Source organism: Microbacterium sp. NPDC076768 (genome assembly GCF_040687205.1).
Lineage (GTDB): Bacteria > Actinomycetota > Actinomycetes > Actinomycetales > Microbacteriaceae > Microbacterium.
Genome location: NZ_JBFBMU010000002.1, coordinates 778820 through 795822 on the forward strand (window position 1 = coordinate 778820; position 17003 = coordinate 795822).

General features: G+C 62.7%; 11 protein-coding genes and 1 tRNA gene. 2 read left to right on the forward strand and 10 right to left on the reverse strand.

Annotated elements, in window-relative coordinates; all coding sequences use genetic code 11:
• Window positions 1-4 precede the first annotated feature (4 nt).
• Genes AB0O87_RS10170 through polA form a run of 5 tightly spaced genes read right to left on the reverse strand, consistent with a single transcriptional unit; the run spans window position 5 to window position 7315 of the window.
• Window positions 5-751 carry an SUMF1/EgtB/PvdO family nonheme iron enzyme gene (locus tag AB0O87_RS10170; RefSeq protein ID WP_363515024.1) on the reverse strand — a complete coding sequence of 249 codons (747 nt, stop codon included), beginning with the start codon at window positions 749-751 and terminating at the stop codon, window positions 5-7.
• Window positions 752-770: 19 nt separating this feature from the next.
• Window positions 771-1526 carry an SGNH/GDSL hydrolase family protein gene (locus AB0O87_RS10175; RefSeq protein ID WP_363515027.1) on the reverse strand — a complete coding sequence of 252 codons (756 nt, stop codon included), beginning with the start codon at window positions 1524-1526 and terminating at the stop codon, window positions 771-773.
• 35 nt (window positions 1527-1561) lie between these two features.
• Window positions 1562-2914, reverse strand: coding sequence for an MFS transporter (locus AB0O87_RS10180; protein WP_363515030.1), 1353 nt, complete (start codon window positions 2912-2914; stop codon window positions 1562-1564).
• 31 nt (window positions 2915-2945) lie between these two features.
• Window positions 2946-4622 carry a DUF885 domain-containing protein gene (locus tag AB0O87_RS10185; protein ID WP_363515033.1) on the reverse strand — a complete coding sequence of 559 codons (1677 nt, stop codon included), beginning with the start codon at window positions 4620-4622 and terminating at the stop codon, window positions 2946-2948.
• A gap of 59 nt (window positions 4623-4681) precedes the next feature.
• Window positions 4682-7315 carry a DNA polymerase I gene (gene polA, locus AB0O87_RS10190; protein ID WP_363515036.1) on the reverse strand — a complete coding sequence of 878 codons (2634 nt, stop codon included), beginning with the start codon at window positions 7313-7315 and terminating at the stop codon, window positions 4682-4684.
• Window positions 7316-7360: 45 nt separating this feature from the next.
• Between polA and AB0O87_RS10195 the strand changes: the two genes are divergently transcribed.
• Window positions 7361-7789: a hotdog fold thioesterase gene (locus tag AB0O87_RS10195; RefSeq protein ID WP_363515039.1), complete on the forward strand. Its 429-nt coding sequence runs from the start codon at window positions 7361-7363 to the stop codon at window positions 7787-7789.
• Window positions 7790-7818: 29 nt separating this feature from the next.
• On the opposite strand, the gene AB0O87_RS10200 is transcribed toward AB0O87_RS10195, so the two are convergent.
• Complete coding sequence (locus AB0O87_RS10200) at window positions 7819-8439, reverse strand: response regulator (RefSeq protein WP_363515042.1); 621 nt, start codon at window positions 8437-8439, stop codon at window positions 7819-7821.
• Window positions 8440-8538: 99 nt separating this feature from the next.
• Here AB0O87_RS10200 and AB0O87_RS10205 point away from each other — a divergent pair.
• Window positions 8539-8621: transfer RNA gene (locus AB0O87_RS10205), tRNA-Leu, on the forward strand.
• A gap of 45 nt (window positions 8622-8666) precedes the next feature.
• Here the strand turns inward: AB0O87_RS10205 and AB0O87_RS10210 are convergent.
• From AB0O87_RS10210 to gltB, 4 genes are all read right to left on the reverse strand, one after another.
• Complete coding sequence (locus AB0O87_RS10210) at window positions 8667-9323, reverse strand: alpha/beta hydrolase (RefSeq protein ID WP_363515045.1); 657 nt, start codon at window positions 9321-9323, stop codon at window positions 8667-8669.
• Window positions 9324-9430: 107 nt separating this feature from the next.
• Window positions 9431-10879 (reverse strand): pyruvate kinase, encoded by a 1449-nt coding sequence (gene pyk / locus AB0O87_RS10215; protein WP_363515048.1) that lies wholly within the window; start codon window positions 10877-10879, stop codon window positions 9431-9433.
• 58 nt (window positions 10880-10937) lie between these two features.
• Entirely contained in the window at window positions 10938-12404 is a 1467-nt protein-coding gene (locus AB0O87_RS10220) for a glutamate synthase subunit beta (protein WP_363515051.1), read from the reverse strand.
• On the reverse strand, window positions 12397-16920 hold the full coding sequence (gene gltB / locus AB0O87_RS10225) for a glutamate synthase large subunit (protein WP_363516204.1): 4524 nt from the start codon (window positions 16918-16920) through the stop codon (window positions 12397-12399). Before gltB ends, AB0O87_RS10220 begins: the two co-directional genes overlap by 8 nt.
• Window positions 16921-17003: the final 83 nt, after the last annotated feature.

Sequence of the window (17003 nt, forward strand, 5' to 3'; positions counted from 1 at the left end):
CGTGCTAGCTGCGACGAGGCGTCCAGCCGGAAGGTAGCGGACCATCTTGCAGCTCACGCTCGCGGTCAGCCTTGGCAGACCAGCCTTGGGCTTCGTGAGGGGTATCGAATGCGCCGCGAGCGAGGCGGAAGCCGACATCATCGTGATGCATGCGAGGCGCTCCCCCGCGCCGAACGGATGCTCGTACGCTCCACGCATCGTCGGCGAAACCGCCGCCGCGGAAGACGCGGTAGTCGTTGTAGCGAGCGGGATCGAGGTAGTCCCAGCACCACTCCCATACATTGCCGAGGGTGTCGAAAAGTCCGTTCAGATTCGGCAGCTTTCCTCCCACGTTTTGCGGGGAGGCAACTCCATCGGCAGCGGTCCATGCGGCATCAGCCAGCGGGGCATAGTGCGGGCCATTAGAGCCAGCGCGGCACGCGAACTCCCACTCCGCTTCTGTGGGCAATCGAAAGCCGTCAGCGGTGGTATCCCAGCTGACCTCTTCACCGTCGAAGAGGTACACAGGGTCAAGGCCCTCCCACTCCGAGGCAGCGTTGCAGAAGTGCACGGCGCGTAGCCAGCTGAGATCCGTGGCCGGTCGATGGGGATGCGCCACCGGAATCCCGAGGACGTCGGCGAGTTGTTCCTGCGTGACCGGATACACAGCGATCTCGAATGCGTCGAGCACCACCTGACGGTGTTCCTCGCGACGAGCGTCATGCAAGGTCACCGCGCCGGCGGCGATGCGAGAGAACTCGAAGTCACTCATGGCTGTGGCGGGTGCGAAGTCATGAAGGTGGCAGTTCGACCCATGCGGGGAACTTCGCAGTGCGCCCATCACCAGAGGAGGTCTTGGTTACGCGACGTCGCACCCACGGCCCGACAAATTCGCGGTAGTAGGCGAGGCCAGACGGTCCACCCTGGAAATTCTCGTTCAGCGCCCACCAGTCTTTCGGAGGCTCATAGCCGAGACCTTGCAGTACGCGGGCAGCCACTCGGTGATGGCCCGCTGCATTCATATGCAGCCGGTCGTGAGACCAGTAGGTGCCAGTGGCGAGCTCACGATCGTGCCAGTTGAGGGCGCGCACGACATCGGGTCGATCCTCTACCCGCCGCAACACCGCCTCAGAGAGGGCATCACCCCGTCGGTGCACGAGCGAACCCATCGGCAGTTGTGCGCTGGGGTTTGCTCCCGACAGGAGGATGGTGGTGACTCCCTCTTCATCGCATCGTCGGAGGACGCGACTAAAAGCATCGGCGATGTGCTCAAGGTCAGTGCGTGGTCGCAGCATGTCGTTGCCGCCGCCGTTGAAGGAGAGGTGCGTAGGCTTCAGCGCAAGTGCCGGCTCCAGCTGCTGCTCCACAATGGGCCAGGCCAGCTTGCCTCGAATGGCGAGGTTCGCGTACTGGATAGAGTGCCCTGCTGCATCTGCCCAGCCCTGTGCCGCGATGTCAGCCCAGCCGCGCTCCCGCCCATCGGGAAGAACGTCACCGACGCCTTCCGTGAACGAGTCGCCGATTGCTACGAAGCGTACATCTGCCATCGTTCCAGCCTATTGCGGTCAGGCCCCTCGTGGCGTCACCGATCGTCGAGCGCAGCGCCCCCACGGTCCACAAGTCCCCAAGCAGCGGCCGCTGCGGCGAGAAAACAGAATCCGAACACAGCAAAGAGAAGCGGTGCTCCCCCGGCAACGAGCAACACAGGCACCGAGAGTGGCGCCACGATCGACGCGATGCGCCCGACGCCGGCCGCCCATCCTGCCCCGGTGCCACGGAGCGAGGTGGGGTAGATCTCCGGCGTGACGGCGTATAGCGCGCCCCAAGCTCCGAGATTGAAGAACGACAGCGCCATACCGGCGCCGATAATCGCGCCTTCAGTCGTGGCTGTGCCGAAGATTACAGCCGCGACAGCGGATCCAAGCAAGAAGACAGAAAGGGTGAGACGTCTCCCCCATACCTCGATCAGCCAGGCGGCAACCGCGTAGCCCGGCAACTGAGCGAGGGTGATGATGAGTGTGAAACCAAATGACTTCACGAGATCGAATCCCGCATCAAGCAGAATGCTGGGAATCCAGATGAAGGCGCCGTAGTAAGCGAAGTTCACCCCCAGCCACACCACCCACAGGCTCAGCGTGCGGACTCGGAACTCCGGGTTCCACAGCGTCGTCAAACGGGCTCGGGCCGTCACAGCGATCGCCCGAGACGGCGGCTCTTTGTTGATCAGCGGTGCATTTCCTACCCTGGCGTCTGCTTCGAAGGCAGACACGATCCGGTCGGCCTCGGCAATGCGTCCACGTGAGGCGAGCCAGCGCGGTGACTCCGGCATGCGCCAACGCACGAAGAGGGCATACGCCGCCGGGATAGCGCCGAGTGCGAAGGCCCAGCGCCATCCGTCGTCGGAGGCCGGAATGACGAAGTATCCGATCAGGGCTGCCGCAGTCCACCCGAGCGCCCAGAAAGCTTCCAACACCACGATGAGACGGCCTCGGATGCGTGCGGGAGCGAACTCGCTGACGTATGTCGATGCGACGGGCAGCTCTGCACCCAAACCGAGCCCCACCAGGAAACGCAGAACCAACAGTGCCGCGATGCCACCAACGAGCGCGCTGGCTCCGGTGGCGACGCCGTAGATAAGGAGCGTCATTGCGAAGATCTGTCGACGCCCGAAGCGGTCGGCCAGCAGACCGCCGAGCGTGGCACCGATGGCCATGCCGATGAAACCGACGGATGCGATCCAACCGGCCTCGCCCTTACTCAGTCCCCACTGTTGGGTCAGCGCGGCGAGGATGAAGGAAATCAACCCCACATCCATCGCGTCCAAAGCCCAGCCGACCCCCGAGCCGGTAAGCAACCGGAAGTGTCGACGAGTGAACGGCAGAACGTCCAGACGTTCTGCCAGCGATGCACGGCTCGGGAGGGCGGAGTTAGCCATACGTTTTATCGTAGGGCGACGGAGACCCCCGTCAGCGCGGAAGCAGAGCGCTGCGCAGAGTATCGAGCCCCACACCGCCCAGATCGAGTGCGCGCTTGTGGAAGTCCTTGAACGAGAACGCGTCGCCCTGTTCAGCCATCACACCGTCCCGCACCTGTTCCCAGATGCGCTGACCGACCTTGTAGGACGGAGCTTGCCCTGGCCAGCCCAAGTAACGGTTCACTTCGAACTTGACGAACTGGTCTGACATATTCACGTTCTGGCGCATGAACTCGAGCGCGTAGTCCGCGTCCCACGTTCCGGTGCCATCGAGTCGTGGCTTGCCAAGGTGCATACCGATGTCGAGTACGACGCGGGCCGCGCGCATGCGCTGTCCGTCGAGCATGCCGAGGCGATCGGCTGGGTCGTCGAGATACCCGAGCTGCTCCATCAGGCGCTCGGCGTACAGCGCCCACCCTTCCGCATGTCCGGAGGTGCCAGCAAGCAGTCGCCGCCACGAGTTGAGCTCCGCGCGGTTATGCACTGCCTGCGCGATCTGCAGGTGGTGACCAGGCACGCCCTCATGGAACACCGTGGTGAGTTCGCGCCAGGTATCGAACTCGGTGACGCCCTCGGGCACAGACCACCACATGCGTCCAGGACGCGAGAAGTCGTCCGTCGGCCCGGTGTAGTAGATGCCGCCTTCTTGCGTCGGCGCGATCATGCATTCGATCGTGCGAATCGCGTCGGGGATGTCAAAGTGTGAAGCGCCGAGGTCTGCGACCGCACGGTCGCTTGTCTCCTGCATCCACTTCTGCAGGGCATCCGTTCCGATGAGCTTGCGGGCAGGGTCGGCTTCCAGGTGCGCGACGGCTTCTTCAACAGTCGCACCGGGCAAGATCTCGTTGGCAATCGCCGTTTGCTCGGCGACCATGCGCGCGAGTTCTTCGCGGCCCCACTCGTATGTTTCATCGAGGTCGATTGTCGCGCCAAGGAAGCGTCGAGAGTTCAGCGCATACAGATCACGACCGACGGCATCGGTGTCGCTAGCGACAGGAGCAAGCTCTTCGACAAGGAATCGACGCAACTCGTCGTACGCAACGCGTGCTGCCGCGGAGTTGTCGGACAGCGTGCGGGCGAGCGACGCGGGAAGCTGCCCCTGGTCCGGATCTGCGTTGGCGACGAACGCGGCGAAGAATCCATCGTCTGCGGTATAGCGGTCGATCTGTGATGCGACCTCTGTCACCTGCCGGCGGGCAGGTGTGACGCCTTCGGCGATCCCTGCGCGGAGCGTCTCTACGTACCCGCGCAGTGCGCCGGGAACAGCCGAGAGGCGAGTCGCGATGACATCCCAGTTTTCCGCCGTTGCCGTCGGCATGAGGTCGAAAGCAGACCGCACGTCTTGGGCAGCAGAGGCGATCACATTGAGGTCGCGCAGATGCCACTTGGCGTCGTGCAGTTCAAGATCGAGACGGAGTTCCGCGCTCAAGTCTGTTTTGGTGACCTCATCGATGGCATCGACGGGCTCCAGGGCCGAGAGCTTGTCGAGAGTTGACCGCGTCGCGGCTGCAACCTCTTCATGCCCTGCAGGGCTGAGGTCGCTGAACCGATCGTTCACCTCATCGCGGCCGATGTAGGTTCCCAGCGTCGGAGCCAGCGTGACGAGCGTGTCGACCCATTCATCGGCGACGGCGTCGATGGCAGAGGGGGTGCGGGGGGCTAAAGTCATACCTTCCAGACTAGGCCCCGCGCTTTTTGTGCCCTCTGCTCCCGCGCCGGTACTCCGAATCAGTGCGCGGCTTCGTTCCAATCGCCTCCGCGCCCCACCTGCACATCGAGCGGAACCGTCAACGATGCCGCATCGCCCATCCGGGCTCGCACGATGCGTTCTGTGGCTTCCCACTCCCCCGCAGCGACCTCGACAACAAGTTCGTCATGGATCTGCAGCAGCACTCGGGAAGACAGTTTCTCGGCATGAAGGTCGTCGTGAATGTGCAACAACGCGATCTTCATGATGTCGGCGGCACTTCCCTGAATCGGAGCGTTTAGGGCGGCACGCTCCGCGTTCTCGCGAAGCACCCTGTTGGGGCTCGCGAGGTCGGGGAATGGTCGGCGGCGACCGAAGATCGTTTCGGTATAGCCGACCTCTTTGGCCTTGATTACCGAGGCGCGCAGGTAGTCGCGCACAGCGCCAAATCGGGCAAAGTACTCGACCATCAACTGCTTCGCCTCGGACTGTTCGATGCGTAGTTGCTTGGAGAGTCCGAAGGCCGAGAGGCCGTAGACCAAACCGTACGACATCGCTTTTACCTTGGTGCGCATCGCAGAGGTGACTTCGCTCGGATCGACACCAAACACGCGAGCGCCCACAAAGCGGTGCAGGTCTTCGCCGCTGTTGAACGCTTCGATCAGGCCTTCGTCGCCCGAGAGATGCGCCATGATGCGCATCTCGATCTGCGAGTAGTCGGCGGTAAGAAGTGCTTCGTAGCCCGCACCCACCTGGAACGCGCTGCGAATGCGACGCGACTCTTCTGTACGCACCGGAATGTTCTGCAGGTTGGGGTCGGTACTGGAGAGCCGCCCTGTCTGACTTCCGGTTTGCACATAGGTGGTGTGCACTCGGTTGTCTTCGCCGATGGCCGAGTCGAGAGACTCAATGATCTGCCGTAGCTTCGTGGCTTCTCGGTGCTGTAGCAGCAGGCTCAAAAACGGGTGCGGGTTGCTCTCCTGCAGATCAGCAAGCACCGCGGCATCGGTGGAATACCCGGTCTTCGTCTTCCGTGTCTTGGGGAGTTGGAGGTCTTCGAACAAGACCTCTTGTAGCTGCTTTGGGGAGCCGAGGTTGAACTCCCGGCCGACAACGGAGAAGGCTTCCTGGGCGAGAGCTTCTGCGCGGGTTGAGAGCTCGCCGGAGAAGGTCGAGAGCACGTCGTGAGACACCGCAACCCCTGCGAATTCGAGGTCAGCGAGAGCGAGCAGCGTCGGAAGCTCGATGTCGACCAAAACCTTCGCGACTGGTTCTGGAATGTCTTCCCGCAACGCGTCGGCGACGCGCAGAGCAAACCAAGCCTCTTGCGAAGGCGTCGCACCCTCAGTTTCTGGGACCAGCTGTGTCGGGTCAGCCTCCGGAAGCTTCTCGCCCAGGTAGCGTTGCGCCAGATCGGCCAGCGTCTTGTCGGGAAAACTCGGGCGCAACAGCCATCCGGCCAAGCTGGTGTCGTAGGCGAGCCCGCCGAGGCGAATGCCCTGACGCATAAGCGCCTTTACCTGCGGTTTCGCGTCGTGGAAAACCTTCGGTGCATCAGATTCGAGCCACCCGCGTAGATCGTCGGCGGCGGTGTCAGACCAATCGGTTTCGCGCAGCTCGGTCAGAGTGGCCGCGCCGACTCGCAGCGGAACGCCGTTCTGGAGCGAGAAGCGCACGGCGACCTCACTCCCCTGCGCCACGGCCCAAGCTGCAAGATCTGCAGGCGAAAGGTTGACCGGTGTCGGGAGAACGACAGCAGATGCGGGATCGTCAGCGACTTCTCCTGCGCCCACTGCTTCGAACACACGTGGGAGCAGTGTGCGGAACTCGAGACGAGCAAAAATGTCGCGAACTGCCTGTGCATCGATGGGGGTTGCTGCGAGCTCGGCAGGACCGACCGGAAGTTCTACATCGGTAAGAAGACGGTTGAGCTTGCGGTTGCGACGAACATCTTCGATGTGATCACGGAGGTTTCCGCCCACCACACCCTTGATCTCGTCGGCGCGGGCGATCAGCTCATCAAGTGAGCCGAACTGCGTCAGCCACTTCACCGCAGTTTTCTCTCCGACCTTCGGCACCCCAGGCAGGTTGTCGCTCGTCTCGCCGACGAGGGCGGCGATGTCGGGGTACTGCTCCGGACGCACGCCGTATCGCTCTTGCACAGTGCTGGGGTCGTATCGCTTAAGTTGCGAGACTCCCTGCACTGACGGGTAGAGCAGAGTGACGTCGTCGTTCACGAGCTGAATCGTGTCACGATCGCCGGAGACGACGAGGACAGTGAATCCCTGTTCTGCGCCCTGCGAGGCAAGCGTGGCGAGAATGTCGTCGGCCTCGATGCCCTCTTTGGTCAACACCGGAATCGACATCGCCGCGAGGCAGTCTTGAAGCAGAGGGATTTGTCCTCGGAACTCTTGTGGCGTCTCTGACCGTGTCGCCTTGTACTCCGGATACTCGTCCGTACGGAAAGAGTGACGAGAGGTGTCAAAAGCAATTGCCAGATGGGTGGGCTGCTCTGCCTTAATGAGATTCACCAGCATCGAGAGGAACCCGTAGATGGCGTTGGTGTGCTGGTTATCTTTGGTCGTGAAATTCTCTACCGGGAGGGCGAAGAATGCACGATAGGCGAGCGAGTGGCCGTCGACGACCATGAGGGTAGGCTTTGCGGAGTCCGTCACCCTGTCAGCCTAACGAGGACGACAGACACCCGCTGAGGAGGATTCATGAGCGATGCCGCGATGAGCGAAGGACTTGACTGGGCGACAGCGCGAGGCATGGGCGCTTTGGCCGAAAAAATGGGCATGGAATTCACGGAATTCAGCGTCGAACGATGTGTCGCCACGATGCCGGTCGAGGGCAATACCCAGCCCGTCGGTCTCCTGCACGGCGGAGCTTATGTGGTGCTCGGCGAATCGCTCGGATCGATGGCGGCGAATCTGCATGCGGGCCCCGGCCGACTTGCGGTGGGAGTAGACATCAACGCAACTCACACGCGCTCGGCGACGTCTGGCGTCGTAACCGGCGTATGCACCGCGGTGCACCTTGGGCGCAGCATGACAGTGCACGAAATTGTCGTGACAGACGATCAGGGACGCCGGTGCTCCACCATTCGCATCACCAACATGATCAAAGAAGCCCGGGCAGGGCGTTGATCACCGGCGGGTAGTACCCGCAGAGCGGACTACTTCTTAGGCGTGAGTTGCTCGATGATCGCCTTGGCGACATCTTGCATCGTCAGACGGCGGTCCATTGACGCCTTCTGAATCCAGCGGAACGCCTCGGGCTCGCTGAGCCCCATCTTCTCGTTGAGTAGGCCCTTGGCCCGGTCAACAAGTTTGCGGGTCTCGAAGCGCTCGACCATGTCGGCGACCTCGGCCTCGAGCGTGATGATCTGCTCGTGACGCGCCAGTGCGATTTCGATCGCGGGAAGCAGATCGTTCGGCGTGAACGGCTTCACCACGTACGCAAGGGCACCGGCTTCGCTCGCCCGCTCTACGAGCTCCTTCTGGCTGAAGGCCGTGAGGAGCACCACGGGGGCGATGTTGCCCTTGTGCAGCTTTTCTGCCGCGCTGATGCCGTCGAGCTGGGGCATCTTGACATCCATGATGACGAGGTCGGGGCGAAGCTCGGTCGCCAGCGCAACCGCGGTTTCACCATCACCAGCCTCACCAACGACATCGAAGCCGTTGTCACGAAGAATCTCGACAATATCGAGACGGATCAGCGATTCATCCTCCGCGACGACGACGCGTCGGGGTGCGGATGACGTGGGCTGCTCGGCCTGCTCTTCTTGCTCAGTCACAGAACCATCCTAGTGGAGAGGCACTGTCAAGAGCCCTTAGACGCACGTCGTGACAAAACATGCTCATTCCTGCGCTAAAGTCGTAGACGCAACGCACAAGCCGGCGTGGCGGAATGGTAGACGCGGAGCACTCAAAATGCTTTGTTCGAAAGGACGTGTGGGTTCGAGTCCCACCGCCGGCACAATATGAGGTGGCCCATCAGACGGCCGCCCGGAACTGATGGTCGTCAGCCAGCGAGTGAGGCGAGTTCCGCCATCACCTGAGGGCGCGCCAAGATACGGAAATGGCCGCCGGTGTCGAGGCAGACATTTTTGGCCCCTGCCAGCTCGCTTCGCTCTGGAATGTGGGGGTCGAAGCGCGCGTATATCGAAACGATGCGCTCGTTGACTGTCAGCTGTTCGGCAAGGCCGACGATCGACGGGCTCTCTGGGGAAAACTCCCGGAGAGTTTTTGAGAGCATCAGGCGCGCATAGCGCGACCCTGCGAACGGTGTCGCGATGGCCAGCATCGAGCGCACTCTGGAGCTTGCAGGGCCCGTCATAACGAGTTTTCCTGCCAGCCCGCCTTTACTGTGCGCGACGAGGATCACGTCGGTGAGATCGTTTACTTCGAGGAACTCGTCCACGCGTCGTGCCATGTCGACCACTGGCCGCTGATTTCGGTGCAGGGTGTCCACAATGTGCACAGGGTGTCCCTGTTGGTGCATCGCCGCCACCAGCGGCTGCATGAACTTCCAGGTCTCGTAGACGCCAGGTAACACCACGATGTGCGCGGCGCTCCCTGAGGAAAAAGACGCAGGATCGGTGCGGTCACACACGGCGCGGAGCTGCCAGTAGCCGGCGTAGATGTAGTCAGCGAGCCACCAGCCGGCCTTCCTCAGCACGCCGATGACGTGCTCCTCAGCAGGCGATGCGCTCTCATATGTAAAAACTATCTGACCGGACGAGAAAGGGGCGAGACCGTAGTCCCGCCCCTCCCCTGTTCTTCGTGTCAGACGCCAGCCTTGTAGATCGGCGCGGCACCGTGCACGGCGTCGCCAACCTTGTGCACGCGAAGGTCGTTGGTCGAACCAATGATTCCGGGAGGGGAACCAGAGATCACGACGACCTTGTCGCCCTCCGCAGCGAGACCGTTGCTGAGCAGGTAGTCATCCACCTGGTGATACATGAGGTCGGTGTGCTGCACCTCGTCAACCAGTGTGGAGCGGATGCCCCACGTGAGCGACATGCGGCGGCGGATGTCGGGCTCCGGCGTGAACGCAATCATCGGGATGCGCGAGCGCAGACGCGACAGACGGCGAGCGGAGTCTCCGGACTGCGTGAAGACGCAGAGGAACTTGGCCTCAACGAACTCGGCAACTTCGAGGGCGGCGAGGGTGATGGCGCCACCCTGCGTGCGAGGCTTCGCGGTGAGCGGCGCAATGCGCTCTAGCCCGTGCTCCTCTGTGGACTCGACAATCCGGGCCATCGTCTCAACGACGCCAACCGGGTAGTCGCCCACGCTGGTCTCGCCAGAGAGCATGACAGCGTCTGCACCATCGAGCACGGCGTTGGCGACATCCGAAGTCTCGGCGCGCGTCGGCACCGGGCTGTTGATCATCGACTCGAGCATCTGCGTCGCGACGATGACGGGCTTGGCGTTGCGACGAGCCAGCTCAACGGCGCGCTTCTGCACGATCGGCACTGCCTCAAGCGGCAGTTCGACGCCGAGGTCGCCGCGGGCGACCATGATCGCGTCGAATGCATCGACGATCTCTTCGAGGGCATCGACAGCCTGCGGCTTTTCAACCTTGGCAATCACAGGAACGCGCACGCCCTCTTCTGCCATGATCTCGTGCACGCGGGTCACGTCAGCGGCGTTACGCACGAACGACAGGGCGATCATGTCGGCGCCAATACGCAGGCCCCAACGCAGGTCGTCTTCGTCCTTCTCGCTGAGCGCAGGGACGTTCACGGCCACACCCGGAAGATTGATGCCCTTGTTGTTGGACACAGCGCCCGCAACGATGACCTTGGTCGTGACAGTCACGCCGTCGGTCTCAACGACCTCCACGCGCACCTTGCCGTCATCGATCAGGAGGAAGTCACCGGGCTTGACGTCGTGCGGGAGACCCTTGAAGGTCGTGCCGCAGATGTCTTTGTTGCCGATGATGTCTTCGGTAGTGATCTTGAAGATGTCGCCGGCTGCGAGCTCGTACGGGCCGTTCTCGAACTTGCCGAGGCGGATCTTCGGGCCTTGCAGGTCAACGAGGATGCCGACGGGGCGGCCGGCGTCGTCGGCTGCCCGACGCACGTTCGCATAGTTGTTCTCGTGCACGGAGTAGTCGCCGTGGCTGAGGTTCAATCGAGCGACGTCCACCCCCGCATCGATCAGTGCGCGCACTGTTTCGTAGGTGGAGGTAGCGGGGCCCAGCGTGGCGACGATTTTCGCGCGTCTCAACAGATTCTCCAGGGTAGAAGTGGGGGAAGGTAAATCAGGCGACGGTGCCGCGCTCAGCCTACGCGGGCTGGAGGCCTAGCGCGACATCGCTCGGGCGTACCGGCTCAGGCAGCACGGTGGTACCCATCAGGAAACGGTCGACATTCGCTGCCGCTGCGCGGCCTTCAGCGATAGCCCACACGATAAGCGACTGGCCGCGACCAGCGTCGCCAGCCACGAAAACACCAGGAACCGTGGACTCGTAGGACTGCTCACGGTGGAAGGAGCCGCGCTCTGTGACCTGCGGAAGGGTGTCTTCGGTGTACCCCTCCTGCTCTGGTCCTGTGAAGCCCATCGCAATGAGAATGAGGTCGGCGGGAATCTCGCGCTCTGTGCCGCTCTTCGGCACACGGCGTCCGTCGATGTACTCGGTCTCGGCGACGCGGAGGGATCGCACTTCCCCGACGTCGTTTCCGAGGAACTCAACAGTCGAGGCGAGGAACATCCGCTCGCCACCTTCTTCGTGTGCGGACTGCACCTCGAAGAGGGTCGGCATCATGGGCCATGGCTGGTGGTCGGGGCGCGTGTCTCCCGGCTGCTTGCCAATCGCGAGGTTCGTGACGCTCAGAGCGCCCTGGCGGTGGGCCGTGCCGATGCAGTCGGCACCGGTGTCGCCTCCACCAATCACGATCACGTGCTTGCCCTGTGCGCTGATCTGGTCTGGAACCTTATCTCCCGCGACCGCATGGTTCGACTCCACCAGGTACTCCATGGCGAAGTGCACACCGTCGAGATCGCGCCCAGGAATCGGAAGATCGCGCGGCACTGTCGAACCTGTGGCGATCACGACGGCGTCATAGCGCGCGCGCAGATCTGCCCAGCCGATGTCTTTGCCGATTTCGACACCTGCACGGAACCGGGTTCCCTCTTCTTGCATCTGGCGAAGACGGGACTCCAGCTGAGTCTTGCTCATCTTGAAGTCGGGAATTCCGTAGCGCAGCAATCCGCCGATGCGGTCATCACGCTCGAAAACAGCAACCGTGTGCCCTGCGCGGGTGAGCTGCTGGGCTGCGGCGAGGCCTGCGGGGCCTGAACCGACGACTGCCACTGTTTTGCCGGTGAGACGCTCTGGCGGCTCTGGCTCCACCCACCCCTTGGCGAAGGCCTCGTCGATGATGGAGACTTCGATCTGTTTGATCGTGACGGCTGGCTGATTGATGCCCAGTACACAGGAGCTCTCGCACGGTGCGGGGCACAGACGGCCGGTGAACTCCGGGAAGTTGTTCGTTGCGTGCAGACGTTCGATGGCCTCCCGGCCTTCGCCCCGCCACGTCAGATCGTTCCACTCCGGAATCAGGTTGCCGAGCGGGCACCCGGAATGGCAGAACGGAACACCGCAGTCCATGCACCGGCTTGCTTGACGGCGCAGAACCGCCTTGTCGCCCGGCTCGTAGACCTCTTTCCAGTCCATGATGCGCACTGGCACCGGACGTCGTGCGGGAAGCTCCCGCTCGGTTACCTTCAGAAAGCCTTTGGGGTCAGCCACCAGTCACCTCCAGGATGCGGTTCCACACGATGTCGCCGTCGGGGTCGATCCCCTCGGCCAGAGCTTCCTCGCGCATATTTCGCACGGCGGCGAAGTCACGAGGCAATACCTTTACGAACTCTGCAGCTGACTCCTCGAAGTTCTCCAGGAGTTCGGCCGCGCGGGGCGACGCGGTGCGCTCCACATGTGCGACGAGAAGATCACGCAACATTTCAAGGTCCGCGCGATCGAGTGGCTCGAGCATCAGTTCGCCACTACCCAGCGACTGCGCGTTCACCTTGCTCGTGTTCAGGGCATGCACATACGCGACGCCGCCGGACATACCCGCACCGAAGTTGCGCCCGGTCGTGCCGAGAATCACAGCGAGACCGCCGGTCATGTACTCGAGCGCGTGGTCGCCCACACCCTCTACGACAGCCGTTGCTCCCGAGTTGCGCACGAGGAAGCGTTCACCAACCACACCGGAGATAAACATCGACCCAGAGGTCGCGCCATATCCGATCACGTTGCCGGCGATCACGTTCTCCTGTGGGGTGATGGCAGAACCACGCGGCGGACGGATCGTGATGTCTCCACCGGAGAGTCCCTTGCCCACGTAGTCGTTCGCGTCGCCTTCCAGGCGCAACACGATTCCCGGCGGCAGGAACGCACCGAGCGATTGCCCTGCGGTGCCGTGCAGAGTGATGTCGATCGTGCCCTGAGGGAGGCCGTCAGCACCGTGACGCGAGGTCACCTGGTGACCCAGCATTGTGCCAACGGCACGCTCGGTGTTGGCGATCGGAAGCTCAGCCACCACGGGCTCACCGTTCAGGAGCGCACCCTTGGCGAGATCGATGAGCTGCACGTCGAAGTGCTTTTCGAGTTCGTGATCCTGGGGACGCCCGAATCGGCGCGGCTCCCCTGCCGGGAACGCGGGGCCCTCGAGCACTGGCGTGAGGTCGAGACCTTCGGTCTTCCAGTGGTCTACGGCCGCGTTCACTTCGATCAGGTCAGCACGTCCGACGATCTCGTCGATCGACCGGTAGCCGAGTTCTGCCAGAAGCTCTCTGACCTCTTCGGCGATGAACTCCATGAAGTTCACTACGAACTCTGGCTTCCCGGTGAAGCGCTCCCGCAGAACGGGGTTCTGCGTGGCAACGCCCACGGGGCAAGTGTCGAGGTGACACACGCGCATCATGATGCAGCCGCTGACGACGAGAGGCGCTGTGGCGAAACCGAACTCTTCTGCACCCAGCAGGGCGCCGATGATCACGTCACGCCCAGTTTTGAGCTGCCCGTCGACCTGCACGACAACGCGATCACGCATGCCGTTGAGCATCAGCGTCTGCTGGGTCTCAGCGAGACCGAGCTCCCACGGCGTTCCCGCGTGCTTCAGCGAGTTCATCGGGCTCGCCCCGGTGCCACCGTCGTGTCCTGAGACGAGAATGACGTCGCTCAGCGCCTTGGCGACACCGGCCGACACAGCACCGATGCCCGACTGGCTCACCAGCTTGGTGTGCACCCGTGCCTCTGGGTTAGCGCGTTTGAGATCGAAGATGAGCTGCTTGAGGTCTTCGATCGAGTAGATGTCGTGGTGCGGGGGCGGTGAAATGAGCCCGACACCAGCGGTCGCGTGCCGCGTGCGCGCCACCCAGGGGTACACCTTGGTGGGCGGAAGCTGACCACCTTCGCCGGGCTTTGCACCCTGGGCGAGTTTGATCTGAATGTCGTCTGCCTCGGTGAGGTAAAGACTCGTCACACCGAAACGTCCCGACGCCACCTGCTTGATGGAGCTGCGACGCTTCGGGTCGACCAACCGGTCTGGGTCTTCGCCACCCTCGCCCGTGTTCGACTTGCCGCCAATGCTGTTCATAGCGACAGCGAGCGTTTCGTGCGCTTCCCGGGAGATCGAGCCGTAGCTCATCGCGCCGGTAGAGAACCGCTTGACGATGGCAGAGACAGGCTCCACCTCATCCAGCGGCACTGGACGGCGCGTGCCGGTGCGCAACTTGAAGAGACCACGGAGAGTTTTCAGCTCCGCCGCTTGCTCGTCAACAAGCTGGGTGTACTCACGGAAGATGTCGTAGCGACGGGTCCGCGTTGAGTGCTGCAGCTTGAAGACTGTCTCTGGATTGAAGAGGTGCGGTGAGCCATCGCGACGCCACTGGTACTCGCCGCCGGTCCACAACCGTTCGTGCGCCCTCGCGGCAGCATCCTCGGGGTATGCGTAGTCATGGCGCGCCTGGTTCTCGGCGAAGATCTCTTCAATGCCGATGCCGCCGAGCTTCGACTCAGTGCGGGTGAAGTAGGCATCGATGAATTCTTGGCTGAGACCCACTGCCTCAAACACCTGGGCGCCCGCGTAAGAGGAGACGGTGGAGATGCCCATCTTCGACATGATCTTCAGCACGCCCTTGCCGAGCGCGTAGATCAGGTTCTTGACGGCCTTCTCGGTCGTGATGCCGGTGATGTACCCGGTGCGCACGAGATGCTCCACAGATTCCATCGCCAGATACGGGTTGACGGCAGAGGCGCCGTAACCGATCAGCGTCGCGACGTGATGCACCTCGCGCACATCGCCAGCTTCAACGATGAGGCCCACCTTCATCCGGTTTTCGCGCCGGATCAGGTGGTGGTGGATCGCGGAGACCATAAGCAGCGACGGGATCGGGGTCAGATCCTTGTTCGAGTCACGGTCAGAGAGAATGATGAACTCTGCACCATCAGCGATCGCTTCGTCGACCTCTGCGCACATCTCACTCAGACGCTCTTGCAGAGTCTCTGGGCCGGCGTCGAAGTGGTACAAACCGCGGATGGTCACGCTCGATCGACCGGGCATCGCCTTGTCGATGTGACGGACCTTCGCCAACTCGTCGTTGTCGATAACGGGGAAATCCAGCGAAACAGTGCGAGTGTGCTCTGGACCCCAGGTAAGCAGGTTGCTCTGCGGTCCCAGACCGAGCTTGAGACTGGTGACGACCTCTTCGCGGATGGAATCCAGCGGTGGGTTTGTCACCTGCGCAAACTGCTGCGTGAAGTAGTCGAACAGCAGCCGGGGGCGCTTGCTGAGCACCGCGATTGGCGTGTCAGATCCCATGGCTCCGAGCGGCTCTACGCCTGTCTGCCCCATGGGAGTGAGGAGGATACGCACCTCTTCTTCGGTGTACCCGAAGGTGCGCTGACGACGCGTGATCGATGCGGGCGGGTGCACGATGTGCTCACGCTCAGGAAGATCAGCGAGCCGTACGGCGCCCGCATCCAGCCATTCCTGCCACGGGTGCATGGTGGCGAGCTCGCGCTTGATCTCTTGGTCTTCGACAATGCGACGTTGCGCGGTGTCGACCAGGAACATTTTGCCCGGCTGCAAACGGCCGCGGCGCTTGATGCGCTCCGGCTCGAACTGCAGCACACCGGTCTCTGACCCGATAACGACAAGGCCGTCTGTCGTCTCGGTCCAACGGCCAGGACGCAGACCGTTGCGGTCAAGCGTCGCGCCGACCAGCGTGCCATCAGTGAAGATGAGGGCGGCAGGGCCGTCCCACGGCTCCATTTGGTTGGCGTGGTAATCGTAGAACGAGCGCAGCTCCGGCGTAATGTCGGCCTGCTTCTCGTAGGCTTCCGGCACCATCATCATGATGGCGTGGGGCAGGCTACGACCCGTGAGCGTCAGGAGTTCCAGCACTTCGTCAAACGAAGCGGAGTCGCTGGCCCCGTCGGTGCAGATCGGCAGCAGCGGGGCGACGTCGCCGAGCAGCTCAGACTCAAGCTGGGACTGGCGTGCACGCATCCAGTTGCGGTTTCCGCCGACGGTGTTGATCTCGCCGTTGTGCGCCAGCATTCGCAGCGGCTGTGCCAGCGGCCACGAAGGGAACGTGTTGGTGGAGTACCGCGAGTGCACGACAGCCAGCTCAGAGGCGAAGCGCTCATCTAGCAGATCGGGGTAGAACGGCTCCAGCTGCAGAGTCGTCACCATGCCCTTGTAGCCGAGGGTACGGCTAGAGAGCGAAACGAAGTAGGCACCGAGCTCGTGACCCGCGCGCTTGCGCAGCCGATAGGCAACGCGATCAAGCGCGATGTCGGTGAGGGGAGCTTCGGAGTGGGTGGCGCCACCGGCGCTCACGAACAGCTGCTCGAAGGCGGGGCGCGCTTCGTCGGCGAGCTTGCCGAGGTTTTCGTTGGCCGTAGGTACCGAGCGCCAACCGAGAACACGCATGCCCTCAGAACGAGCGATCTTCTCGATTCCCGCCTTCTGCTGGCGGCGCTCGCTCGAGTCGCGAGGCAGGAACGCCAGTCCAGCGGCGTACTCCCCCACCGGTGGCAGTTCGAAACCTGCGACCGCGCGGAGGAAGGCGTCCGGCATCTGCGTCAAGATGCCTGCACCGTCTCCTGTACCAGCGTCAGAGCCGATAGCTCCGCGGTGCTCCAGGTTGCGCAGGGCCTCGAGGGCCAGCGCAATGATGTCGTGCCCGGCTTCGCCGCGCAGGGTCGCAACCATGGCTAGGCCGCAAGCGTCCTTTTCGAACGCCGGGTTGTACATTCCCTGCTTCGGGGGGTAAGCGCCAGAGGCGCCGTAGGGTGGCTGGAAATACACCAGTAACCGTCCTCAGATTTTCGGATGAA

Excerpts from the sequence above, each read along its gene's own strand:
- gltB (WP_363516204.1), bottom strand. The coding sequence starts at position 16,920 with ATGTACAACCCGGCGTTCGAAAAGGACGCTTGCGGCCTAGCCATGGTT.
- AB0O87_RS10180 (WP_363515030.1), bottom strand. The coding sequence starts at position 2,914 with ATGGCTAACTCCGCCCTCCCGAGCCGTGCATCGCTGGCAGAACGTCTG.
- AB0O87_RS10175 (WP_363515027.1), bottom strand. The coding sequence starts at position 1,526 with ATGGCAGATGTACGCTTCGTAGCAATCGGCGACTCGTTCACGGAAGGC.
- AB0O87_RS10185 (WP_363515033.1), bottom strand. The coding sequence starts at position 4,622 with ATGACTTTAGCCCCCCGCACCCCCTCTGCCATCGACGCCGTCGCCGAT.
- AB0O87_RS10195 (WP_363515039.1), top strand. The coding sequence starts at position 7,361 with ATGAGCGATGCCGCGATGAGCGAAGGACTTGACTGGGCGACAGCGCGA.
- AB0O87_RS10170 (WP_363515024.1), bottom strand. The coding sequence starts at position 751 with ATGAGTGACTTCGAGTTCTCTCGCATCGCCGCCGGCGCGGTGACCTTG.